A 23,914-nucleotide genomic window follows, 5' to 3' on the forward strand; every position below is an offset into this window, starting at 1 on the left:
GGTGCGGCCGGTGCGAGGAGCGTAGGCAGCCTTCGCGCCTGGTGGGAGGACTCCTGCGGGATGCCGAAAACGGCCTGCGGGTCCACGCAGGCAGACGTCCGGTCAGGCGGACGCGAGCGCACCCATCTCGCCGACCACGGCGCGCAGTCGGACCGCGAGCTCGTCCGGGCCGCCGACGGTCTCGCGGTGCGCCACCTCGGACAGCGCGGACATGACGAGGGCCACCGCGGTGCGGGCGGTCTGCTCGTCGGTCCGTGTGCCGACCGTGGCGAGCAGGGACTGCCTGGACTCGGCCATCCACTGCATGACCATCGGGGCCATCTCCGGGCGGAGCACGAGCAGCTCCTTCATCCGGCGCCGGTCCTGCGAGAGGGGCACGGTGGCGGCGACGAGGCCGCACAGGTCGTCGATGAAGCGCCCCTCGGCGGTGGCGAACCAGGTCGCGGCGGCCGGCGGGACCTCGACCGTGTCGAGCCCGAGCGCGGCGTGCGCCTTCGAGGAGAAGTAGTTGAAGAAGGTCCGGGGGGAGACGTCGGCGTCGGCGCAGATCTGCTCCACGGTCACCCCGTCGAGGCCGTGCGCCGAGACGAGCGTCAGTGCGGCGTCGTGCAGCGCCGAGCGGGTCTGCTGCTTCTTCCGTTCACGCAGCGAGCACGGCTCCGTCGCCGTCGTCGTCGCGGGGGTGGTGGTCACGGTGGCTCCTGGTGCTGGTGGGGTGGGGCGCCCGTCCACGAAGGGGGACAGCGGACGGGCGCCCCGGTCGGTCACCGGCGCTGCGCGGGCTGCGTCGGGGTGGATCCGGTCATCGGGCCGGTGAAGGAGCCCGCCTCGGCGGCGGCCAGGCCGGCGGCCGTCTCGAGCTCGTCCTCCGCCGAGAGCCCGTCGTCGTCGGCGCGCTGCGCACCCGCGGCGTCCGCACGCTCCTGCAGCGCCGAACGCTGACGGAGCGGCGGCACCCGGAAGAACCAGGTGAGGACGAAGGCGAGCAGGATCACACCGAGACCGACCCAGTAGATCGTCACGGACGAGGCGTTGAAGCCCGCCATGAACGGCCGGGTGAGCCGGCTGTCCGCACCGGTCAGGAACGAGGTGTCGTTCGTGCTCATGGTGCTCGACCCGGAGCCGCTGCCGTCGGAGACCTGCTTCGCCACGGCCGGGGTGAGCTCGCCCACCCAGTAGGACCGCTGCGCCGCGTCCGACCAGTCGACGACGAGCTTGCCGTCCTGCACCGAGGCGTGGGCCTGGTCGGCTGCCGCGGCGAGGGCCTGGGCCTGCACGGCGGCCGGGGCGCTCGCGGTCGACTGCTGCACCTGGGCGGTGACGTCGTCGAGCGAGGCCTGCACGTTCTGCTCGATCGGGGTGACGATCGGCGTCCAGATCTCGTCCATGACGCCCCGGTTCGCGGGCGCGGTCGCCACTGTCGGGTTCGTCGCCGCGTCGAGCGCTGCGCCGAGGTCCTTCTGGTTCGCGGTCGCGTGCAGGATGTTCGACGGCATCACCGAGAACAGGATCGACAGCAGCACGGCCGTGCCGAGCGTGCCACCGATCTGGCGGAAGAACGTGGCGGACGACGTGGCGACGCCCATGTCCCGGGCCTCGACCGAGCCCTGCGACGCGAGGGTGAGCGACTGCATGACCGACCCGAGCCCGAGCCCGATGAGGAACATGCCGATCATCAGGAACCAGAGCGGCTTGTCGATGCTCATGAACGTCAGGACGACGTAGCCCGAGGACACCAGCGCCGTGCCGATCACCGGGAAGATCCGGTAGCGGCCGACCCGGGCGACGATCTGGCCGCTCGTGATCGACGCGATCATGAGCCCGCCCACGAGGGGGAGCGTCGCGAAGCCGGACTCGGTCGGGGTCAGGCCGACGACGATCTGCAGGTAGAGGGGGATGGTCAGCATGGCGCCGAACATCGCGAAGCCGACCAGGAACCCGATGACCGTCGCCATCGAGAACGTGCCGGAGCGGAAGAGCTTCAGCGGGATGATCGCGGCGTCGCCCATCTTCGACTCGATGAGCAGCAGCGCGACGAGGCCGACGACGCCGATGACGTAGCAGGCGATCGCGGCGGCCGAGCCCCAGCCCCAGGTGCGGCCCTGTTCGGCCACGAGCAGGAGCGGGACGAGCGTGACGATGACGGCGGTCGCGCCCCACCAGTCGACCTTCGGCTTCGCGGTGTCGCCACCGTGCACCTTCGGCAGGTGCAGGAAGACGAGCACCATGACGAGGGCCGCGATGCCGATCGGCACGTTGATGAGGAGCACCCAGCGCCAGCCGGTGATCCACAGGATCTCGGAGGAACCGGCGAGCAGGCCGCCGATGAGCGGGCCGATCACGGACGAGATGCCGAACACGGCGAGGAAGTAGCCCTGGTACTTGGCACGTTCGCGCGGAGCGAGGATGTCGCCCATGATCGCGAGCGGCAGCGACATCAGCGCACCGGCACCGATGCCCTGCACGGCGCGGAAGCCGGCGAGCATGAGCATCGAGGTCGACATCGACGAGAGCACGGCGCCGAGGATGAACACCACGATGCCGAAGATGTAGAGCGGCCGGCGCCCGAAGATGTCGGAGAGCTTGCCGTAGATCGGCGTCGCGATGGTCGAGGTGATGAGGTACGCGGTCGTAACCCAGGCCTGCTGGTCGAGCCCGTGCAGGTCGTCACCGATCGTCCGGATCGCCGTGCCGAACACCGTCTGGCCGAGCGAGGACAGGAACATGCCCGCCATCAGCCCGTAGATCACGAGGAGGATCTGGCGGTGGGTCATCAGCGGCTGCTGGCCGGGTGCGGCGGAGTCCGTGGGGACCCCGGCTGCGCGTCGGCCGTGCTGCACCGGGACGGGTGCGGTGGCGGTCATCGAGCTCCTTGCTTCGTGCTGTGTTTCCTGCTGTGAAAGTTTGCAGACCGCGCAACGATACATCCATTGCTTCCGACAAGCAACTAAATGTGGCCGCTACGCTGTCCGGCATGACCGAGGACCGGGACGACGCCGAGCGACTGCTGCGCGCGCAGCTCGACCGGCTGTGGGTCCGGCAGACCCTGCGGTCGTCGCTCATCGAGTCGCGCGGGGGACTGGACCCCACGGCGCGCGTGATCCTGCGGGCGGTCGACCACTTCGGAGCCGTCCGGTCGATGGCGATCGCGGACGCCACGGGGTTGTCGCGCCCGGTGATCAGCCGCCGCGTGGCGTCGCTCGTCGAGTCCGGGTACCTCGGCACCGAGCCGGACCCGGCCGACGGACGCGCCAGCCTCGTCTCGATCGCCCCGGCCGGCCGGACGCTGCTCGACACGCTCGACGTCGCCGGTGCCGAGGTCTTCGACGACCTCACGGGGGCGTTCGCCACGGGAGAGCTGCACACCCTCGCCGGGCTCCTCGCCCGGCTCAACGACCGCGCCGACGCGGTCCTCGGGATCGGCGCCACGGACCGGCGCGACGCGTCCTGACCACGCGGCACGCGCCCGTGACGCGACCAGGAGGCGGACGGGAGGCGCGGTGCGGGCCCGCCCCGATCCTCCAGACCGTCACTGCTCGCGCCGTATTCGAGATACCGTTTCCGCATGAGCACGGACACCGCCACCACCACTGAGACCCTCGACGACGGGCCAGTGGTGACCTTCGCCGACCTCGGCCTGAGCGATGCTGTGCTCAAGGCCGTCAAGGACATCGGCTACGAGACCCCCTCCGCCATCCAGGAGGCCACGATCCCGACCCTGCTCGAGGGGCGCGACGTCGTCGGCCTCGCGCAGACCGGAACCGGCAAGACCGCGGCGTTCGCGCTGCCGATCCTGTCCCGCATGGAGGCGGGCAGCAAGGTGCCGCAGGCGCTCGTGCTGTCGCCGACCCGCGAGCTCGCCCTGCAGGTGTGCGAGGCGTTCGAGCAGTTCGCCTCCCACATGAAGCACGTGCACGTCCTGCCCGTCTACGGCGGCCAGGCGTACGGCGTGCAGCTGTCCGCCCTGCGCCGCGGCGTGGACGTCGTCGTCGGCACGCCCGGTCGCATCATGGACCACATCGCCAAGGGCACGCTCGACCTGTCCGAGCTGAAGTACCTCGTGCTCGACGAGGCCGACGAGATGCTCAAGATGGGCTTCGCCGAGGACGTCGAGACGATCCTCGCCGAGACCCCGGACGACAAGCAGGTCGCGCTGTTCTCCGCGACGATGCCGGCCCAGATCCGCCGCATCTCGCAGCAGTACCTCACCGACCCGGCCGAGATCACGGTCAAGACGAAGACGAAGACCGCGGCGAACATCACGCAGCGGTACCTGATGGTGTCGTACCCGCAGAAGGTCGACGCGCTCACCCGCATCCTCGAGGTCGAGGACTTCGAGGGCATGATCATCTTCGTCCGCACGAAGAGCGAGACCGAGACCCTCGCCGAGAAGCTCCGCGCCCGCGGGTACGCCGCAGCGGCCATCAGCGGTGACGTCGCCCAGGCCCAGCGCGAGCGCACGGTGAACCAGCTGAAGTCCGGCAAGCTCGACATCCTCGTCGCCACCGACGTCGCCGCCCGCGGCCTCGACGTCGACCGCATCACGCACGTCGTGAACTACGACATCCCCGTCGACATCGAGTCCTACGTGCACCGCATCGGCCGCACGGGTCGCGCCGGCCGCTCGGGTGACTCGATCAGCTTCGTCACCCCGCGCGAGCGACGCCTGCTGTCCGCGATCGAGCGGCACACCAAGCAGCCGCTCACGCAGATGCAGCTGCCGACGATCGAGGACGTCAACGAGACGCGCCTCACCCGCTTCGACGACGCGATCACCGCGGCGCTCGAGCAGCAGGACCGCATCACCGCGTTCCGCGACATCATCGCCCACTACGTCGAGCACCACGACGTCCCGGCCGACGACGTCGCCGCCGCGCTGGCCGTCGTCGCGCAGGGTGAGGACCCGCTGCTGCTCGACCCGAAGGCCGACGAGCTGCGGAACCGCGTCGACCGCGACGGCCGGAGCAGCGACCGCCGCGACCGTGACGACGACCGCGGCGCCCGTGGCGACCGCGCCGACCGTGGCCCGCGCCGCTCGCAGCCGATGACGGCCTACCGCATCGAGGTCGGGCGTCGGCACCGCGTCGAGCCGCGACAGATCGTCGGGGCCCTCGCGAACGAGGGTGGTCTGCGCCGTGACGACTTCGGGGCGATCCAGATCCGCCCGGACTTCTCGATCGTCGAGCTGCCCGCCGACATGGACGCCGGGGTGCTCGACCGGCTGACGGACACCCGGATCAGCGGGAAGCTCATCGAGATCAAGCCGGACCGCCGTGGTGGCGGCGGCGGGGCGCGCCGGTACGACCGCGACGACCGTGGGCCGCGTGCCGGTGGTCGGGACCGCGACGACCGCGGGCCGCGTCGGTACGACCGCGACGACCGTGCGGAGCGCAAGCCGCGTCACTGACGCGCGTATTTTTTCCGGGAGGCGCGGTGCCAGCTGGCACCGCGCCTCCCGTCGTTCCCGGGTTGCGGGATGACGCATGAGGGCCTGCACGGCCCGCACGATCCCGGCGCCGACGGGTCCGCGACGTCCGACCGGTGCTCTGATGTCCGTAGCCGTGGCGCATGGACCACGGGACGAACAGGGGAACGCACGTGTTCAGAGCCGTACTGACCGCCGCAGCCGCGGTGGCGCTCGTCATCGGGGGAGCCGCGCCGGCGACGGCCGCACCCTCGTCGGTGCCCGGCGCACCGACCTCCGTCCGCGTCACCGGAGCCGCGGACAGCGCGACCGTGACCTGGGGACTCCCGAAGTCCGGCGCGAAGGTCACCAGCTGGCGCGTCACCGTCTCGCCCGCGCAGCAGCAGCCTGACGCCGGCGTCGACCGGCTCCCGGCCAGCGCGCGGTCCGATCGGTTCGGCAACCTGACCGCGAGCACCGCGTACACGTTCTCGGTCCGTGCGGTCGGGACCCGGGGCACGGGCAAGGCCGTCTCGGTGCGGTACACCGCGCCCGGGTCGGTCCAGACCGTGCAGTCCCTGTTCGCCCTCGACGGCGCGGGCTCGGTCGTGCGGTTCCCGACCTCCGGCACGTCCGCCCCGACCACGATCGCGCCGAACGCCGCCGGCTTCACGGCGGACGACGTGGGCGACGTGTTCGTGCCGTCGGCGGACCGCACCTCGATCGTGATGTACCCGGCCGGCGGCGCCGCTGCCCGGACCGTGGCGACCGGCCTGCACCTCACGGCGGACCTCCGCTCGGACGTCGCCGGCAACCTGTACTGGGTCGACTCGGTCTCCGGTGCGATCACGAAGCTCCCGGTGTCCGGGGCAGCACCGACGGCGATCATCCCCTCGGCCGGCTCCGGCTGGGCGGTCGGACGCGACGGCACGGTCTCGGCCGTGACCTTCGGGACCCAGGGCGCCGCGACGAAGGTCGTCTCCGTGTCCCCGACGGGCGTCCGGACCACCCGGTCGATCCCCGAGACCGGCTACCGGATCTTCGCGGCGGTCATCGCGGACGGCGGCGGGAACCTCTACGTCAACTACCTCTCGACCGGCGCGTCCGGTGCGAGCGGCTGGGTGCTGCTGGCGAAGGGCTCGAGCGAGCTCGTGTCGGCCGAGTCCCGGATCGGCTTCACCTACGCGGCGACGAACGGCCGCGCGCTGGTGTCCGCCAAGTCCGCCGGGTGGTGCGCCGCGCCGAGCGAGGGTAGCCCCGGCGGCTGCACCGCCGACAAGACGATCACCTCGCTGTCCTCGCGGACGGCCGACGGGACGACCACCGAGCAGACCACGAGCGGCGTGACCGCCGAGGGCCGTGGCGTGTGGATCGGTGCGGCGGACGAGGCGGGCGACCTGTTCTTCGACGTGAGCGCCGGCCCGACGACCGGCCTCTGGCGGCTGGACGCCGCAGGCGGCGTGGCGCAGCGGCTGTCCGCCGGACAGTTCTCGCGGTTGCTGGTGATCTGAGGTCGGACCCGACCAGGTGACTGACGGGAGGCGCGGTGCGGGCTCGCACCGCGCCTCCCGTCATGCAGTGCGCAGCCGGTCAGGCGACGCCCTCGACGGTCCGTCGGCACACCTCGTCCCACGGGGTCGGCTCGATGCCGAAGTGGGCTCGGGCCGCCGAGTCGTCGACCACGTACGGGGCCGTCCACTGGTAGCTCATCTCGGCGATCTCGCGCATCATCGGTGAGAACAGGCCCATCGCGCGGAGCATGCCGGCGGGGAGACGCCGGACGGTCACAGGGGGCTTCCCCGCCGCGGCCAGCACCTCGGTGAGGGCCTGCACCTGCGACCGCGGGGCGTTGCTCGGCACCATCCAGGTGCGTCCGTGGGCGGTCTCGTCCGCCGCGGCCGCGACGAGCATCCGGGCGACGTCGAGCACGTCCGTGAAGGTGTGCGGCAGGTCGGTCCGGCCGATCATCGACACCGCCTTCCCCTGCAGCGCTGCCGGCAGGACGCGCGTGATGTGGCCGTTCTCGCCGATGCCGGCGCCGACGTAGTCCGAGGCGCGGACCTCGACGGCACGCACCCGGCCCGCTTCGTGCGCCGTGCGTGCGTCGGCCCAGAGCCGTGCCCGCAGGATGCCCTTGTGGTCCGTCGCGGCGTCCGGCAGGGTCTCGCGCATCGGTCCGTCGACGGGTCCGTAGGGGTAGAGGTTCCCGGTGATGGCGTACACCGCGCCGGTCCGCTCGGCGGCGGTGAGCAGCGCGGTCGCGAGCGGCGGCCAGGTCTGCTCCCACTGCGTGTAGTTGCCGGGGTTGGCGCAGTTGTAGAGGGCAGCGGCCCCCTCGGTCGCCCGGGTGAGCGCGTCGGCGTCCGAGGCGTCCAGGGCGAGGTGCTCGACGCCGGAGACACCCGTGTCCCGGCCGGATCGGGTGGCGACGGTGACCCGCTCGCCCCGTTCCGCGAGGAGTGCGGCGACGTGACGGCCCACCGGACCGGCACCGATGACGACGTGGTGCTGCGACATGGCTTCCTGCTTTCGTCTGTTTGCGAGAGCACCGCTCTCGGTTCTCAGCATGCACGAGCCGTCGCCGAATTGCAAGAGCAGTGCTCTCGATTGTGTGCAGTGCTCTCTCGTGTCATGGTGGAGGCATGACGGACAAGGCGCCCACCGCACGATCCCTCGCACGCGAGACCGTGCGGGCCGGCATCCTCGCCGCTGCCCGTGTCCGGCTCACCGAGGAGGGGCCGTCGCAACTGAGCCTCCGCGCCGTCGCCCGTGACGTCGGGATGGTGTCGTCTGCCGTCTACCGGTACTTCCCGAGCCGCGACGACCTGCTCACGGCGCTCCTCATCGCCGACTACGACGAGCTCGGCGGCGCGGTCGAGGCAGCCGAGGCGGCAGCGGGACCGGCAACCCGGGGCTCGGTGGGTCGCGGTGTGCCGGGCGATCCGGACGTGGTCGATCGCGCACCCGGGGGACTTCGCGCTCCTGTTCGGCTCGCCGGTGCCCGGGTACGTCGCGCCGCGGTCGACCGTGGACCCGGCGTCGCGGACGACGCTCACGATCGTGCGGGTGGTCGCGGACGCGGTGGCGGACCCGGGGTACCGCGCACCGCTCCCGGCCGGATCGGGTCCGGGGCTCGTGGCTGCGGCGGTCGCGGACGGGGTGGCGTCCCTGCGGGCGTTCGGCACCGAGCTGCCGGAGGAGGTCCTCGTCCGCACGCTGATGGCCTGGACGACGGTGTTCGGCACGGTGTCGTTCGAGTTGTTCGGGCACTTCGTCGGTTCGGTGTCGGACGGTGCGGCGTACTTCGACGAGGTCGTCGCACGGCTGGCCGAGGGACTCGGGTTCGTCGCCGAGTTCGACTGACGGGGTCGCGCTGCGGGCTGCGTCGTCCGTCGGTCGCGGGTCGCGTCGTCCGTCGGCCGCGTCCTGTTGTCCCCAGAGCGGGGTGCCGGTCTGACAGAGGGCCCGTTCCTGCGGTAGACAGGTCGTGGGCCCCGGTCGTACCCGACGACCGAGTCCACGCTCGGGACGGCACACCTGGAGTCTCCCCGGACGGACCACCACCCTCGGGCGCGCGCCGCGGCCGGGGGCCGACGGATCAGGGAGGCTCGCTTGCGACGCAGCACGTTCGGCGACGCCGTCGTCGGGGGCACCCGGTGACCGCGCTCGACGTCAGCCGGCAGGACCGCCGCCGTCTCACGACCGGGACACCCCGGAAGCGCCTCGTCGCCGTCCGGACCGTCGCCCTGCTCGCCTCGATCGCCGGCGTGAACTACATCGTCTGGCGCTGGGCCGCCTCGGTGAACTGGCACTCGTGGTGGATCGCCGTCCCGCTGATCCTCGCCGAGACGTACAGCGTGATCGACTCGCTGCTCTTCGCGTTCGGGGCCTGGCGGCTCCGTGAACGCGGGGAACCGCCGGCCCCGCCGCAGGACCCCGTGACCGTCGACGTCTTCATCACGACGTACAACGAGCCCGTCGACCTCGTCGTCCGCACCGCGACGGCGGCGAAGGCGATCACCCACCCGCACACCACGTGGATCCTCGACGACGGCAACCGTCCGGAGATGCGCGCCGCCGCCGAGTCGCTCGGGATCGGCGTGATCACCCGGGGCGCCGACTGGATCGACCGGCCGCGGCACGCGAAGGCGGGGAACCTCAACAACGCCCTGCTCGCGACCCAGGGGGAGTTCCTCCTCATCCTCGACGCCGACCAGGTCCCGGAACCGTCGATCCTCGACCGCACGCTCGGCTACTTCAAGGACTCGCGGATGGCGCTGGTCCAGACGCCGCAGTGGTTCGAGAACGTCCCCGAAGCCGACCTGCTCGGCAGCCAGGCGCCCCTGTTCTACGGGCCGATCCAGCAGTCGAAGGACGGGTGGAACGCCGCGTTCTTCTGCGGGTCGAACGCGATCCTCCGGCGCGAGGCGCTCATGCAGCTCGGGGTCACCCGGTATGTGAGCGAGGTCGAGGCGTCGGTCGCGCGGACGATCAAGACCTCCCGGAAGCTCCTCGCCCGTGCACGCGAGACGGAGACCGACCCTCGGGTGCTCGGGGCGCTCGACGAGGCCGAGGCCGTGGTCGACCGCGCCCGCGACCAGGTCCAGCGGGGCGAGCCGCTCGGCGACGTCACCTACGCCTTCCAACGGGGCATCGACACGATCTCCTACCGGTTCGCCGCGTCCGACCTCGAATCGGTCCGCAACGACCTGCAGGAGCTCGCGGCGATGTCGACCGACGCGAACACCTTCGCGGGGCTCGACGACGCGGCGCTCGACGTCCTCGGCCGCCGCGATGCCTCACCCGTCGCCGCGATCGAGTCCATCGCCGTGCTCACCCGGGCGCTCGACGTCAACCGTGACGACGAAGCCCAGCCGATCATGCCCCTGGCGACGATCTCGGTGACCGAGGACATGGCGACCGCCATGCGCCTGCACGGCCTCGGCTGGAAGTCGGCCTACCACGACGAGATCCTGGCGAAGGGCCTCGCACCCGAGGACCTGCCGACCATGCTCGTGCAGCGGCTCCGCTGGGCGCAGGGCACCATGCAGGTCTTCTTCCGCGAGAACCCGCTCGTGCAGAAGGGCTTGTCGTGGGGGCAGCGGCTCATGTACTTCTCGACGATGTGGAGCTACCTGTCCGGCTTCGCCGCGATCGTCTACATCGCGGCCCCGGTGCTCTGCCTGTCCTTCGGTGTGGTGCCGGTCCAGGCGTACAGCGTCGACTTCTTCGCCCGGCTCATCCCGTTCCTCGTCCTCAACCAGCTGCTCTTCTGGGTGGTGGCGGCCGGCAGACCGACGTGGCGCGGGCAGCAGTACTCGCTGGCGTTGTTCCCGGTCTGGATCGAGTCCGTCACGAGTGCGTTCGAGAACGTGTTCCGGGGCAAGCCGCTGGGCTTCCGGGTCACCCCGAAGGTCCGTGACGAGTCCGAGCAGAAGCCGCGGTGGGACCTCGTGAAGCCCCAGCTCATCGCGATGGGGGCCCTGGTGGCGGCGCTGATCCTGATCGGCATCCGCTACCTGACCGGCCAGGCGTCCGGCATCGCGCCGCTCGTGAACACCGCGTGGGTCGTGTTCGACCTGTTCATCTTCAGCATCGTCATCCGGGCCGTGCTCTACCGAGGACCGGGCACGGCGCAGTCCGAGCACGAGTCGAGCACGGCTGGGGGGCCCCTGTGAGCCCGGCGCGGGTCGAGTTCGACGTCCCGGCGGTGCCGGCGTCCCTCGACGAGGTGCAGGACCGCTTCGCCGCGTGGTGGGACACCCTCGGCATCGACGACGTCCGGCTCCGCTTCGGTCTCGAGACCGCCCTCGCCGAGATCGCCGCGAACATCGTCGAGCACACCCGACGCGCCGACCAGGAAGCCGGCCGGCGCTACACCGTGGAACTCGACGCGACCGACCACGAGCTCGTCGCCGTGCTCACCGACAACGGGCTGCCGGTCGACATCGACCTCGCTGCCGTGACGATGGTCGACGCCGTCGAGGAGAGCGGTCGAGGCCTCGCGCTCGCGATCGCCGCGCTCGACCGGCTCGAGCACCGACACGAGGGCGGTCACAACGTCTGGACCCTGGTGTGCGCACGGTGAGCCGGACCGCTGCGCGGCTCGTCGCGTTCCTGGTGGTGCTCGCGACGTTCGCCCTGGGTGGCGCGCTGCCGGCGTCAGCGGTGCAGGCGGCCGCGACGAGCGGTGCGTCGATCGCGCCGTCCGACGGGAAGACGTGGTTCGGACCGGACATCGACTGGGGCGATGACGCTCCGGCCGGGTACGCGGGACGACTCGGCGCGACACCGTCGATGTACGGCGTGGAGATCCAGTACCCGCTCGACCGCAGCGCCCGCAAGGAGTTCCTCCGGGCCACCCGTGCTGCGGCGACGCAGGGCGCCGTCCTCGTGGTGAGCCTCGAGCCCGACCAGTCGCTCCGGTCCCTCACCGCGGCCGACGCCCGCGCGGCGAACGCCCTGCTGGAAGAGGTCCACCGCCAGTACGACACCCAGGTGCTCGTCCGGTTCGCCCCGCAGATGAACGGCACGTGGGTGCGGTGGGGGCAGCAGCCGACGCAGTTCGTCACGGCCTTCCGGGCGCTCGCGACCGCGGTCCACGGCGGCAGCTCGGACGCGCTCATGGTGTGGTCCCCGTCCTACGGTGCGGGCTACCCCTTCGGCGAGTCCGCCGGCCGGCTGCAGGACCTCTCCGCGACCGACGTCTCGAAGCTCGACACGAACGGCGACGGACAGCTCACCGCGGCCGACGACCCCTACGAGCCGTACTGGCCCGGGGACCCCTCGGTCGACTGGGTCGGGCTGTCGATGCTGTACTTCGGCAAGGGCAAGGCGACCGAGGCAGCCGGCCGGGACGTCCCGCTCACCCGGAACGACGTCCCCGAGGCCGGCGAGGTCACCGCTCGCTTCGACGAGACCTGGGGCTACGAGCAGCGACAGCAGGGGAGCTTCTACGAGCGCTTCGCCGTGGCCGACGACCGGCCGATGCTGCTCGACACCGGGGCGCTGTACGACCACTCGCTCCGGGGCGCCGACGAACTCCCGGTGAAGCAGGGCTGGTGGCGACAGGTGATCGCCGCCGTGCAGGACCGCCCGTTGATCCGCGGCGTGACGTTCCTCGAGACGAACCGCCGCGAACCCGAGGCCGGCAACCGCGTGGCCGACTGGCGCGACACCGCCGTGCCCGGCATCGCCGGCTCGTTCCGCACCGACCTCGAGCGCGCGGGCGACTTCGTGTTCGGACCCGTGACGGACGAGGTCACGCCACGGGACGGTGCCGCGGCGACCGACCAGCAGTACGACACCGGCGGCGACCAGATGGCCTGGATCGTCTGGTGCGCCGTCGGCCTCGCGGTCGTGTTCCTGCTGAGCGGCCTGTTCGGTCGGCTGCTGCCGAGCTGGCGCTACCCCGACGACGGCAAGCCCGGGCGCGACCTGCGGCTCGACCTGTTCCGCGGGTTCATCATCCTCGCCGTGGTGATCACCCACATCGAGATCGGCGGACCGTACTCGTACATCACGCTGCACGCCGTCGGCGCGATCACCGGCGCGGAGATGTTCGTGTTCCTGTCCGGCATGGTCCTCGGCATGACCTACCCGTTCGCCATCAAGAAGTTCGGCGAGTGGGCGGCTGCCATCGGGGCGTGGAAACGTGCGCGGAAGCAGTACCTCGTCACGCTCGGGGTGATCCTCGTCGTCTTCGCGCTGAGCTTCGTGCCGTTCCTGAACACCGACGCGATCACCACCTTCACCGACCGGGGGACCGGCACCGGGGGAGTCGGCGCCGAGGGGCGCGTCTACGACCTCTACCCGAACGCGATGCAGCTGCTGGCGTACCCGCCGCCCTGGTACGCGATCCGGCAGTTCCTCCTGCTCGAGATGGGCCCGTGGCCGTTCAACATCATGGGCCTCTTCGTGGTGCTGAGCCTGTTCATCCCGGCGTTCATGTGGGTGATCCGCCGCGGGTTCTGGTGGGCGCTGCTCATCGTCAGCTGGGCGCTCTACGTCTACCAGGCGCTCAACCCGGAGTTCCGGCCGTTGAACTCCCAGTTCGAGGCCGTCTTCCCGCTCCTCACCTGGCAGGTCGTGTTCACCCACGGACTCGTGCTCGGGTACTACCGCCGGCAGATCATCGGCGCACTGACCGGTCGCCTCGGCAAGGTCCTCGTCGGGGTCGGCATCGGCGGGTACGCGATGTTCCTGGTCTACGTCTGGGCGGGCGACCACTTCGGGTTCACTCCCGTGCCGTTCCCGGCGACGATGTACGACCAGCTGTACAACACCGCCTACCAGCGCGTCGACCTGCAGTGGGGGCGCCTGCTCGACATCGCCTTCTTCGCGATCGTGTCGTACGCGATCCTCACCGTGTTCTGGAAGCCGATCGCGAAGGCCATCGGATGGCTGTGGATCCCGATCGGGCAGGCGAGTCTCTACGTGTTCGTCTGGCAGGTGTTCTTCGCGCTGGCGATCGCGTCGATCCCGGGTGTCGACTGGGGCAACGGCTGGATCGGCTTCGCGACCCACACCCTGCTCATCCTGCTGGCCTGGTACATGGTGCGGAAGCGGTTCCTGTTCTCGGTGATCCCGCGCTGACGCGCTGCATGACGGACGGGAGGCGCGGTGCGGACCGGCACCGCGCCTCCCGTCCGTCAGCCGGTCGCGGTGCGCCCGTGTCTGGAAAGCTGGTCGTGTGGGGTTGATGAGACGGTGGCCGTGGTGGTTGGCTGCGCTGGCGCTCGCCGTCGCGTTCGGCGGCCTGTGGTTCCTGGTGACGATCGTCGTGATGCCGGAGCTCAACGTTGTCGAGCGAGCCGTGATCTCCGCCATCACGGGTTCCGCGTACGGCATCGTCATGGCGATCTTCCTCATCCGGCTGCGGCGCGGGTACGGCACCGTCCTGCAGGACGCGGGCTTCCGTCGCGCAGTCCGCCGCGGGGTCGTCCCGCCCGACGTCGACATCGAGGGATGGCGACGTGCGGTGCAGCAGCACCGGAACCAGTACCGCCCGCTGCGATGGGCGGCCCCGCTGCTGTACGTTCCGATGACCGGCCTCTCCGTCTGGCTCGCAGTGTCCGGACAACCGCTCTACTGGATCTTCGTCGGCCTCTTCCTCGTCATGCTGGTCGCCTCCCTGATCGTTGCCCCTCGAGCGGTCCGCCGGACGGACGCGATGCTGACCGAACTCGACCGCCGTGCGCGGTCGATCCAGTGAGACGCGATGGGCGACCGCGACCCCCGCTAGCAGCGGGGGTGGTCCTGGTCGTGACCGTCCCACAGGTCGCCGCACTCGACGGGTTCCGCGCTCGACGACGCGAGCCACGGCCCGGCGCCGTGCGCGGGATCGTGGGACAGCGCGGCGACCAGCGCGGCGCGGTGCTCCGAGCCGACGACCACCGGGTGTCCCGGTACGCCGTGGTGGACCGCGCGGCGGAGCGCCGCCGGGTGGTCACCGTCGCCGATCACCCGCCGGACGGCCGTCGCGGGGAGGCCGGGCAGGTCGACGAGGGAGACGCACGCCGTCGCCGGACCGGTGACGGCCGCGAGCCCGACGGCGAGCGAGGCGCCCGGCCCCGCTGCCCAGTCGTCCGCGACGACGACGGTGACCGCGTCCACGGCGGGCACGAGCGCCCGCGCCCGGGCGGCGGCGGCGCCGAGGACGACGACGACCCGGTCGCAGCCGCCGACCAGGAGCGCGTCGACGCCGAGGTGCAGCCAGGGGGTGCCGTCCGGCTCGGCGACCAGCGCCTTCGGCCGCCCCATCCGCGTCCCCGCACCGGCGGCGAGCAGCACGCCCACCACGTCCGTCACACGAACGCCGGCACCGACGTCCACGCGGCTGGGGCCTCGGCGACGCCGTCGCGCACGACGGTGCCGGAGATGAGGCCGTAGGGCCGGTCGGCGGCGAAGAACACCTCGCCGGGGTTGTCCAGGCCGAACGGTGCGAGGTCGACCAGGAAGTGGTGCTTGTTCGGCATCGAGAACCGCACCTCGGCGATCTCCGGGAACGCCTCGATCGCCGAGCGGCCCATCGCGAACAGGGTCTGCTGCAGCGCCAGGGAGTGCAGCTCGGCGAAGGTCGCGAGCATCCGGTCGAGGACGCCCGCGTACACGGCGTCGTAGTCGATGCCCGCCGCCACCGCCTCGGGCGTGTAGCGCCAGCGGGCCGTCACCGAGGTCGCGAGGATCCGGTCGTCGGTCTCGGCGAGCGTCGTGTACCCGTCGCGCGGGAACCCGTGGAACTCGCTGCCCGTCGACTTCAGGACCGTCAGGTCGGTGACCCCGGCGAGCACGTGCACGTCGTCGCCGTCGACCTGCACCACGGCCGTGCGGGTTCCGCGGCCGGCCCGGACGAACGAGTGGTCGTGCTCCCGGCCGTCGACGACGATCCGCTCCCACGTGTGCTGCTCGGCGGACAGGGTGGAGCCGTCGTACCAGTCGAAGGCGGTGCTGAAGTGCCGGCCGAGTCGCAGGAGGAACTCCTCCGGCGTGCCCACCCCGTGCTCCTTCGCGAAGGCGTAGACCGTGTTCTTCTGCGTGTCCGTGGCGACGACCTTGGCGTTGTCGCCCTCGGTGTACGAGTCGGCGAGCGCCGTACCGCGCAACTGCGTCGTGACGGTCAGGTCCTCGATCTCGTGCCGGTCGGTGTCGCGCGTCACCCGGACGAGCCGGACCTCGGCCTTGCCGTACTGGTTCGCACCGAGGTGGACGGTCGTGGTGGTGGGGACTGGCTGGACGTCGGTGATCTCCATGGAGGCGACGATGACACCCGCGTGTTTCGGCGGTGGGTCGAACAGGTCACGAGCTCCGTCAGCGGCCACGGCCCGGTCGTGACGCAGCCGTCGAACGCCCGTAACCACACGGAAACACCCGTTCCATAGCGTTGCCGCCACGACGCACCCGATCGAGGAGGGCCCCGTGGCGCACACATCCGCACCCCGGCGGTCCTCGGCGTGGAACCGCGGGATGATCGCGCACGGACGACGGTCCGACGGCGCCACCGACACCCGTCCCACCATCCCGATCGGACCCTGCAATGGACCTCGTCTCCGTCCGCACCGTGCGGACACCGTCGCACCGCGACGACCTCTCCTTCGGTCCCGGTGAGCATCCCCTCGCCGGTGGCACCTGGCTGTACTCGGAGGAGCAGCCGGGCCTGACCGGGCTCGTCGACCTCACTGCACTGGGGTGGCGCGACACCGAGCGCAGCGCCGGAGGGCTCCGGATCGCCGCGACGTGCACGATCGCGTCGCTGCTGCGCGTAGCGCCCGAGGACGACTGGCGTGCCTGGCCGCTCGTCGACCGGTGTGCCAACGCGTTGCTGGCGTCGTTCAAGGTGTGGAACCAGGCGACGGTCGGCGGCAACGTCGCGGTCGCCCTGCCGGCTGGGGCGATCACCGCGCTGCTCGTGACGCTCGACGCGATCGCGGAGGTCTGGACGCCGGACGGCGGGGAGCGCCGGGTCCCGGTGGCGGACCTGGTCACCGGGCCGCGGACGACCGACCTCGCGCCGGGTGAGGTCATCCGGGCGTTCGACGTGCCACGAGCGGCCCTCGTGGCACGCACCGGGTTCCGCCGGGTGTCCCTCAGCCCGCACGGCCGGACCGGTGCACTCGTCACGGCGCGGTGGTCGGCGTCGGGCTTCGTCCTCGTCGTGACCGGGGCGACCCCGCGGCCACTCGTGCTCCGTCACGCCGGGGTCCCGACCGCCGCGGAGGTCGACGCACGGCTCGAGGCACACGACGCCTGGTACGACGACCCGCACGGATCCCCGGACTGGCGGCGCGCGGTGAGCCGGCGGTTCGCGGCGGAGCTCGTCGCCGAGGCGCTCGGGACGACGGGCGGTGCGGCATGAGGTTCGAGGTCGACGGCGTGACGGTGGACGCCGAACCGCAGCCCGGTCAGGTCCTCCGCACCCTGCTCCGCGAGCACGGGGTGACGTCCGTGAAGAAGGGCTGCGACGCGGGCGACTGCGGTGCGTGCTCGGTGCTCGTCGACGGTGTGCCGGTCCACTCCTGCATCACGCCGGCGCACCGGATGGCGGGGCGTGCCGTCACCACGGCGGCCGGGCTCGGCACGCCGGGGGACCCGCACCCCGTGCAGCGCGCGTTCGCCGAGGCGCCGGGCTTCCAGTGCGGCTTCTGCACCGCCGGGTACGTCGTCACGGCCTCCACGCTCGACGAGGACGCGCTTGCTGACCGGCACCGCGTGTTGAAAGGCAACCTCTGCCGGTGCACCGGGTACCGGGCGATCGAGGACGCCCTGGACGGGGTCGCGAACACGGCGTGCGCGGCGGCCGGTCAGGCGATCGGCACGTCGGTCGCCGCCCCGGCCGCGATGGCGATCGTGACCGGACGCGAGGAGTACACGCTCGACGTGCGGCGGACCGAGGGGCTGCTGCACCTCGCGGTCCTCGGCAGCCCGCACCCGCACGCCCGCATCGTGTCGATCGACACGGCGGAGGCCGAAGCCCTCCCGGGTGTGCACGCCGTCCTCACCCACCACGACGACCCCGGCGTGCTGTTCTCCACCGGTCGGCACGAGTCCCGCCTGGACGACCCGGACGACACCCGGGTGCTCGACCGGGTGCTCCGTTTCCGTGGGCAGCGCGTGGCCGCAGTGGTCGCGGACAGCGTCCGGATCGCCGAGCAGGCCTGCGCCCTCGTGCGGGTGCGCTACGAGGTGCTGCCCAGCGTGCACGACCCGGACGCGGCCCGTGCCGCCGGCGCTCCGCTCCTGCACGGCGACAAGACGACCCAGGAGCACCGGATCGCCGAGCCGGGCCGCAACGTGGTCGCCGCCCTGCACGGCGAGACGGGCGACGTCGACGGAGCCCTGGCGACGGCCGCGGCCACCGTCGAGGGCACCTGGACGACGGGCCGAGTCTCGCACGCCGCGCTCGAGACCCACGCGACCCGCGGGTCCGTCGACCGGGACGGGCGGCTCGTGCTCCGGACCGCGACGCAGGTCCCGTTCCTGGTGCGGGACGAGATCGCGCACGTGTTCGGCCTCGACCCGAGCCGAGTCCGTGTCATCGCGAAGCGCGTCGGCGGTGGGTTCGGCGGGAAGCAGGAGTTGCTGACCGAGGACCTGGTCACCCTCGCGGTGCTGCGGACCGGTCGCGCGGTGCAGTACGAGTTCAGTCGGCGAGACGAGTTCACGATCGCCCCGACCCGGCACCCGATGCGCGTGCGGGTCCGGCTCGGTGCCGACGCCGAGGGGCACCTGACGGCACTGCACGTCGACCAGACCATGGACACCGGCGCGTACGGCAACCACGGGATCGGTGTCATGTTCCACTCCGTCAGCGAGTCCGTCGCCGTCTACCGGTGCCCGTCGAAGCGCGTGGACGCGGAGTCCGTGTACACGAACAACCTGCCGTCCGGGGCGTTCCGCGGGTACGGGCTCGGCCAGGTCGTGTTCGCGATCGAGTCCGCCATGGACGAGCTCGCCCGGGAGCTCGGCATCGACCCGCTCGACCTGCGGCGGCGGAACGTCGTGGTCCCCGGAGACCCCCTGGTGGTCACGGACCCGGACGAGCAGGACGACCTGCGCTGGGAGGGCAGCTACGGACTCGACCAGTGCATCGACCTGGTGGAGGACGCCCTCCGCGCACCGGTGCCCGAGGCCCCCCGGATGGACGGTCCGCCGCTGGACGACTCGGGCGACTGGGCGTTCGGCACCGGGGTCGCCCTCGCGGCGATCGCCACGATGCCGCCGCGTGGGCACCACGCGCACGTGTCGGTCGAGGCCACGGCGGAGGGCCGGTACCGCATCGGCGTCGGCACGGCCGAGTTCGGCAACGGGACGACGACGGTGCACACGCAGCTCGTCGCCACCGCCCTCGGCACCACCACGGACCGGGTCGACGTGCACCAGTCGGACACCGACGCTGCCCGGCACGACACCGGGGCGTTCGGGTCCGCCGGGGTCGTGGTCGCCGGCAAGGCGCTGTACGCCGCGGCGCAGGCACTGCGGGAGGACATGACCGGGCGCGCCCTCGGGATCGTCGCCGCCCGGACGCCCCGGACCGCGTCGGGTCCGCTCGGGCCGGCGGTCTCGATCGGGCCGGACGGCGTCCGCGTCGGGGAGGAGCTCGTCGGGCACGCCGAGTTGCTCGCCGACGGCCCGCTCGTCGCGCACGGCAGCCACGACGGCACGCCACGGTCGCTCGCGTTCACCGTGCACGGCGCCCGGGTGGCGGTGCACCGGCCGACGGGTGAGGTCCGCGTGCTGCACAGCGTGCAGGCGGTGGACGCTGGCACCGTCCTGAACCCGGAACAGCTCCGCGGCCAGGTGGAGGGCGGCGCCGCGCAGGCGATCGGCTCGGCGCTGTACGAGGAGGTCGTGCTGGACGAGACCGGTCGGGTGACGACCGACGCGTTCCGGGCGTACCGGGTGCCGAAGATCTCCGACGTGCCCCGCACCGAGGTGCGCTTCGCCGACACGCACGACCCGCTCGGCCCCCTCGGCGCGAAGTCGATGAGCGAGGCGCCGTACAACCCGGTCGCGCCGGCCGTCGCGAACGCGGTGCGCGACGCCGTCGGCGTCCGCCCCCACCGGCTGCCGATGACGCGCGACCGCGTCTGGGCGATGCTCCAGGACGCGACCGACGACGGGGGTGCGTGATGTTCGAACTGGCACCGCGCCTCCTGGCCGCCCTCGACGCGGGGGACCCCGTGGTCGTCGCGACAGCCGTCGCGATGACGGGCAGCGCGCCGACCGGCGTCGGCTCGTCGATGGCCGTCCTGCCCGGCGGTCAGGTCGTCGGCACCATCTCCGGCGGGTGCGTCGAGGGGGCGCTGTTCGACACGGCGGAACAGGTCCTCGAGACCGGCGAGGCGGTGCTCGAACGCTTCGGGTTCGACGACGACCCGGACGACGTCGACGCGATGTGGGCACCCGCGCTCCGCTGCGGCGGTCGCGTCGAGGTCCTGGTCCGTCGCGTCAGTCCCGACGACGTCGACGTCGTGGACGCGCTCCGGCGCGCGGCGTCCGGGGTGCCGACGTCGCTCGGCCTCTCGCTCGACCCGGCGACGCTCGGCGCGGTCGTGCACGTCCCCGACGGCTGCGGCGGCCGGCTCTTCGTGGAGCGGGCCGACGTGCGGCCGCGGTGCATCGTGGTGGGCGCGGTGGAGTTCGCCGTGGCCCTGACGAACACGGCGGCGGTGCTCGGCTACGCCGTGACGGTCGTCGACCCGCGGCCGGTGTTCCTGACCGACGAGCGCTTCCCGGCCGCCGACGAACGCATCGTGGGCTGGCCGACGCGTGTGGTCGAGGCGTTGCCGGTGGACGCGACCACCGCCGTCGTGGTGCTCTCGCACGACGACCGGTTCGACGCCGCCGTGGTCGACTCGGCGCTCCGACGGGGTGCCGGGTACGTCGGGGCGATGGGCTCCCGCACGACGAACGCACGTCGGATGGCGGAGCTGCGGGCGCTCGGGACGCCGGACACCGACCGGCTGCGGTCCCCGATCGGGCTCGACATCGGTGCGACGACGCCGGCGGAGATGGCGGTCGCGATCATGGCCGAGGTGATCGCGGTCCGGACGGGCGCCGGCGGCGGTGCGCTCGTCGACGGCGCCGGTCCCATCCACCGCCGGGCGGTGTCCGCGAGCTGAGCCGGCGGCGCACGATCGGGTCAGGCGACGGCGGGTGTCCGGGCCAGTCGTTCGGCGAGCCGCGCGGCGATCTCCCGCTCGTCCGCCGCGACGAGCTCCCCGTCGCGCACCACCACGCGCCCACCCACGACGACGTGTCGGGGCCGCCGCCCGGGGGCGGCCCAGAGGAGTCCCGCGACGGGGTCGGCGACTCCCGCGTCCGCCACCCCGGAGACGTCCCACACGCACAGGTCGCCCGCGCTCCCGGCGCCGAGGTGCCCGAGCTCCGGGCGCCCGAGCCCCGCCGCGGAACCCTCCGTCGCCGCGCCGAGCACGTGCCGCGCCGGCAGCTGCGGCCCGACGAGCGCCGACACCTGCATGGCGAGCCGGGCGTCCGCGAGCAGGTGTCCGGCATCGTTGCTGCCGCCGCCGCTCGTGCCGAGGCCGACCGGGACCCCGGCCGCGGCGAGCCGTGCGACGGGAGCGATGCCCCAGCCCATCGGCACGTCGCACCCGGGTGCGTGCGTGGCGGTGACGCCCGCTGCCGCGAGCCGGGCGATCTCGTCGTCGGTGACGTCGCAGAGGTGCGCGATCGTGACGTCCGGCGCGAGCCACCCCCATTCCTCGAGCAGGTCGAGCGGACGACGGCCGTAGCGCTCGAGCGCGATCGCGGTGTCTACCTGTTCGTTGGCCTGGGTCCGCCGGCGGAGTCCGTGTCGCGCCGCCACCTCGCCGAGCGCGCGGAAGGTCGCCTCGCCGTCGGAGTGCACGCCGGCCGGACCGACGGCGACCTGGAGCCCGCCGTCCGGGTCCACGCCGCCGACGGCGTCGTCGTGCAGCAGTCGTGACGCGATCGCGTCCGCCGAGGCCGCCGCGCGGTCCGGGTCGTCCCGTGCCGAGCCGCGGACGAAGACGACCCGACCGCCGAGGCCGCGGACCGCGCCCACGGTGGCCGCGGCGAGCGCGACGGTGTCGTCCGTGGTCGCCTCCGCGGGCCAGTTCAGGTGGTGGTCGGCGATCGTCGTGACGCCGGACAGGAGGCCCTCCGCGGCTCCGGCGGACGCCGCCAGTGCGTACAGTTCGGGGTCGTGCCCCACCCGTCCGTACGCCGCGGCCATGGTCGGGAGCCAGTCCGCCATCGGCACGCCGCGGGTCCCGGGCAGGGTGCGGAACGCGGTCTGGAGGAGATGGTGGTGCGCGTTGACGAGACCGGCCGTGACGACGCACCCGGATGCGTCGAGGGTGGTGACGAGGTCACTGCCGTCGTCGACGACGACGTCGCCCTCCCGTTCGGTCCGGGGGTCGACGAGGACGCGGAGGGCTCCGGTGACGGTCAGCATGGTGGTGTTTCTAGCAGTCCCCTGTTTCCGGTCCGTGACGGGGTGCGCTCGGACGGGGTGCGCACGGACGGCGTGGCTGCTCGGTCCCGGCGTTCCAGGACCCTCGGTCGGCATCGCGGGGTAACCGGGCGGAAACACCCGGGGAACACGCGGACCGTAGGTTCGCCCCATGACGCAGACCCTGATCCGCGCCGGATGGGTGCTCACCGCAGCACCCGACGGCGCTGCCACGCCCGCCGCGATCCGCGACGGAGCCGTGCTCCTCGACGGCGACCGGATCGCCGCGGTCGGCACGTACGCCGACCTCGCCGCGGCCCACCCGGACGCGCCGGTGCGCGGCGGTGCGTACGACATCGTCACGCCCGGCTTCGTGAACACCCACGGCCACTTCAGCGAGGGGCTCATCACGGGGATCGGTTCGCAGTACACGCTGTGGGAGTGGCTCACGGCGTTGATCGGGCGCGTCAACCCGGTGATGACCCGGGAAAAGGCGTACGCGGGCACGGTGCTGCAGGGCATCCAGCTGCTTCGGAGCGGGGTGACGACGGCGAACGACATGTTCTGCGCGGACCCGGTGCCGGACGAACCGGCGACACCCGGTGTGGTGCAGGCGCTCGAGGACCTCGGGCTGCGCGGGGTCGTGTCGTTCGGCTCCGGCGACGTCGACCGCGACTTCGGCGCGACGCCCATCCTGGAGGAGTTCGAGGCCCTGCGCGAGGCCGCCGCCGCCAGCCGGTACAGCACGTTCCGGGTCGGCGTCTCGTCGATCGGGCGGTACACGGACGACACCTGGCAGGAGCACGTCGACTACGCGGTCGCCGGTGGCCACGGCGTGCACGTGCACTTCCACGAGGTGCGCGAGGAGGTCACCGCGGCCCGGCAGCGCACCGGACGGACGGCCATCGGGCACGCCGAGGCGACGGGCATGTTCCAGGTCCCGGTGATCGCCGCGCACAGCGTCTGGGTGGACCGCGAGGACCGGGAGCGGTACGCGGCCAACGGCGTCGGCGTGGCCCACAACCCGGTCGCGAACGGGATCCTCGCCAGCGGCATCGCCCCGATCGCGGAACTCCGTGCGCTCGGCGTCCCGGTGGGCATCGGGGTCGACGGCCCGGCGTCGAACGACTCCCAGGACTTCCTGCAGGCGATGAAGACGGCCGCGCTGCTCGCTCGGGTGCGGGACCTGCAGGCCACCGCGATGAGCGCCCGCGAGGCCTTCGAGATGGGGACGATCGGCGGCGCCCGTGCCCTGCGCATGGAGGACGAGATCGGCTCGCTGGAGCCGGGCAAGCGCGCAGACCTGGTCGTCCTCGACGGCGACTCCCCGACCCTCGCGAACGTCCACGACCCCTACCAGGCGGTGGTCTTCGTCGCCGGCAGCCGCGAGGTCCGCGACGTCTGGGTGGACGGCGAGCTGAGCGTCGCGGACGGCGACGTCACCCGGGTGGACGTGCGTGAGGCGGTCGAACGGGCGCGTCCGCTCGCCCGACAGCTCGTGGCCGAAGCAGGCCTGGAGCGCCTGTCCGCGCTCACCGGCGGTCCGCTCGACGGCACCGAGCGTCCGTAGTCCG

The 23,914-nt window shown here is 72.4% G+C and carries 18 protein-coding genes and 1 pseudogene; 13 read left to right on the forward strand and 6 right to left on the reverse strand.

The features are described from left to right. Positions 1-102: 102 nt before the first annotated feature. Both QE359_RS07940 and QE359_RS07945 read right to left on the reverse strand, forming a co-directional pair. Positions 103-693: a TetR/AcrR family transcriptional regulator gene (locus QE359_RS07940; RefSeq protein ID WP_070416852.1), complete on the reverse strand. Its 591-nt coding sequence runs from the start codon at positions 691-693 to the stop codon at positions 103-105. Positions 694-764: 71 nt separating this feature from the next. After that, positions 765-2,864 carry an MDR family MFS transporter gene (locus QE359_RS07945; RefSeq protein ID WP_309778752.1) on the reverse strand — a complete coding sequence of 700 codons (2,100 nt, stop codon included), beginning with the start codon at positions 2,862-2,864 and terminating at the stop codon, positions 765-767. 110 nt (positions 2,865-2,974) lie between these two features. On the opposite strand from QE359_RS07945, the gene QE359_RS07950 reads away from it, so the two are divergent. The 3 genes from QE359_RS07950 (at position 2,975) to QE359_RS07960 (ending at position 6,915) form a co-directional block, all read left to right on the forward strand. After that, positions 2,975-3,451, forward strand: coding sequence for a MarR family transcriptional regulator (locus tag QE359_RS07950; protein ID WP_309778753.1), 477 nt, complete (start codon positions 2,975-2,977; stop codon positions 3,449-3,451). Positions 3,452-3,565: 114 nt separating this feature from the next. Then, the gene (locus QE359_RS07955) at positions 3,566-5,407 is read left to right on the forward strand and encodes a DEAD/DEAH box helicase (RefSeq protein ID WP_071303103.1); all 1,842 of its coding nucleotides are present in this window, start codon (positions 3,566-3,568) and stop codon (positions 5,405-5,407) included. Between the two features lie 191 nt (positions 5,408-5,598). Then, a complete protein-coding gene (locus tag QE359_RS07960; protein ID WP_309778754.1) occupies positions 5,599-6,915 on the forward strand; it encodes a fibronectin type III domain-containing protein in 1,317 nt (438 codons plus the stop codon). A 79-nt stretch (positions 6,916-6,994) separates the two neighbouring features. Here the strand turns inward: QE359_RS07960 and QE359_RS07965 are convergent, their stop codons facing one another. Then, positions 6,995-7,921, reverse strand: a complete 927-nt coding sequence (locus tag QE359_RS07965) for an NAD-dependent epimerase/dehydratase family protein (RefSeq protein ID WP_309778755.1) — start codon at positions 7,919-7,921, stop codon at positions 6,995-6,997. Positions 7,922-8,046: 125 nt separating this feature from the next. On the opposite strand from QE359_RS07965, the pseudogene QE359_RS07970 reads away from it, so the two are divergent. The 6 genes and pseudogenes from QE359_RS07970 to QE359_RS07995 form a co-directional block, all read left to right on the forward strand. Continuing rightward, a pseudogene (locus tag QE359_RS07970) lies at positions 8,047-8,184 on the forward strand (TetR/AcrR family transcriptional regulator); the annotation flags it as partial. 148 nt (positions 8,185-8,332) lie between these two features. Beyond that, a complete protein-coding gene (locus tag QE359_RS07975) occupies positions 8,333-8,767 on the forward strand; it encodes a TetR-like C-terminal domain-containing protein (protein WP_309780407.1) in 435 nt (144 codons plus the stop codon). Positions 8,768-9,060: 293 nt separating this feature from the next. Then, complete coding sequence (locus QE359_RS07980) at positions 9,061-11,082, forward strand: glycosyltransferase (RefSeq protein WP_396127754.1); 2,022 nt, start codon at positions 9,061-9,063, stop codon at positions 11,080-11,082. Beyond that, positions 11,079-11,492, forward strand: a complete 414-nt coding sequence (locus tag QE359_RS07985) for an ATP-binding protein (RefSeq protein ID WP_309778756.1) — start codon at positions 11,079-11,081, stop codon at positions 11,490-11,492. The genes QE359_RS07980 and QE359_RS07985 overlap by 4 nt, the downstream gene beginning before the upstream one ends. Then, positions 11,489-13,999, forward strand: coding sequence for an OpgC domain-containing protein (gene opgC, locus QE359_RS07990; RefSeq protein ID WP_309778757.1), 2,511 nt, complete (start codon positions 11,489-11,491; stop codon positions 13,997-13,999). The genes QE359_RS07985 and opgC overlap by 4 nt, the downstream gene beginning before the upstream one ends. A gap of 106 nt (positions 14,000-14,105) precedes the next feature. Further along, entirely contained in the window at positions 14,106-14,618 is a 513-nt protein-coding gene (locus QE359_RS07995; RefSeq protein ID WP_309778758.1) for a hypothetical protein, read from the forward strand. A gap of 26 nt (positions 14,619-14,644) precedes the next feature. On the opposite strand, the gene QE359_RS08000 is transcribed toward QE359_RS07995, so the two are convergent. Together QE359_RS08000 and pucL are read right to left on the reverse strand one after the other, a co-directional pair. Further along, on the reverse strand, positions 14,645-15,214 hold the full coding sequence (locus tag QE359_RS08000; RefSeq protein ID WP_309778759.1) for an NTP transferase domain-containing protein: 570 nt from the start codon (positions 15,212-15,214) through the stop codon (positions 14,645-14,647). Then, the gene (gene pucL, locus QE359_RS08005; RefSeq protein WP_309778760.1) at positions 15,211-16,155 is read right to left on the reverse strand and encodes a factor-independent urate hydroxylase; all 945 of its coding nucleotides are present in this window, start codon (positions 16,153-16,155) and stop codon (positions 15,211-15,213) included. Before pucL ends, QE359_RS08000 begins: the two co-directional genes overlap by 4 nt. A 284-nt stretch (positions 16,156-16,439) precedes the next feature. Here pucL and QE359_RS08010 point away from each other — a divergent pair, with 284 nt between their 5' ends. The 3 genes from QE359_RS08010 to QE359_RS08020 are packed head-to-tail and all read left to right on the forward strand — an operon-like array spanning position 16,440 to position 21,024. Next, entirely contained in the window at positions 16,440-17,258 is an 819-nt protein-coding gene (locus tag QE359_RS08010) for an FAD binding domain-containing protein (protein ID WP_309778761.1), read from the forward strand. Next, positions 17,255-20,032: a molybdopterin cofactor-binding domain-containing protein gene (locus QE359_RS08015; protein ID WP_309778762.1), complete on the forward strand. Its 2,778-nt coding sequence runs from the start codon at positions 17,255-17,257 to the stop codon at positions 20,030-20,032. The genes QE359_RS08010 and QE359_RS08015 overlap by 4 nt, the downstream gene beginning before the upstream one ends. Beyond that, positions 20,032-21,024: an XdhC family protein gene (locus QE359_RS08020; RefSeq protein ID WP_309780409.1), complete on the forward strand. Its 993-nt coding sequence runs from the start codon at positions 20,032-20,034 to the stop codon at positions 21,022-21,024. Before QE359_RS08015 ends, QE359_RS08020 begins: the two co-directional genes overlap by 1 nt. Before the next feature lie 20 nt (positions 21,025-21,044). On the opposite strand, the gene QE359_RS08025 is transcribed toward QE359_RS08020, so the two are convergent. After that, positions 21,045-22,343: an amidohydrolase family protein gene (locus QE359_RS08025; RefSeq protein ID WP_309778763.1), complete on the reverse strand. Its 1,299-nt coding sequence runs from the start codon at positions 22,341-22,343 to the stop codon at positions 21,045-21,047. Positions 22,344-22,512: 169 nt separating this feature from the next. On the opposite strand from QE359_RS08025, the gene QE359_RS08030 reads away from it, so the two are divergent. Beyond that, entirely contained in the window at positions 22,513-23,910 is a 1,398-nt protein-coding gene (locus QE359_RS08030) for an amidohydrolase family protein (RefSeq protein ID WP_309778764.1), read from the forward strand. Positions 23,911-23,914: the final 4 nt, after the last annotated feature.

The sequence above is a fragment of the Curtobacterium sp. SORGH_AS_0776 genome, from assembly GCF_031453355.1.
In the GTDB taxonomy this organism is placed as follows: domain Bacteria; phylum Actinomycetota; class Actinomycetes; order Actinomycetales; family Microbacteriaceae; genus Curtobacterium.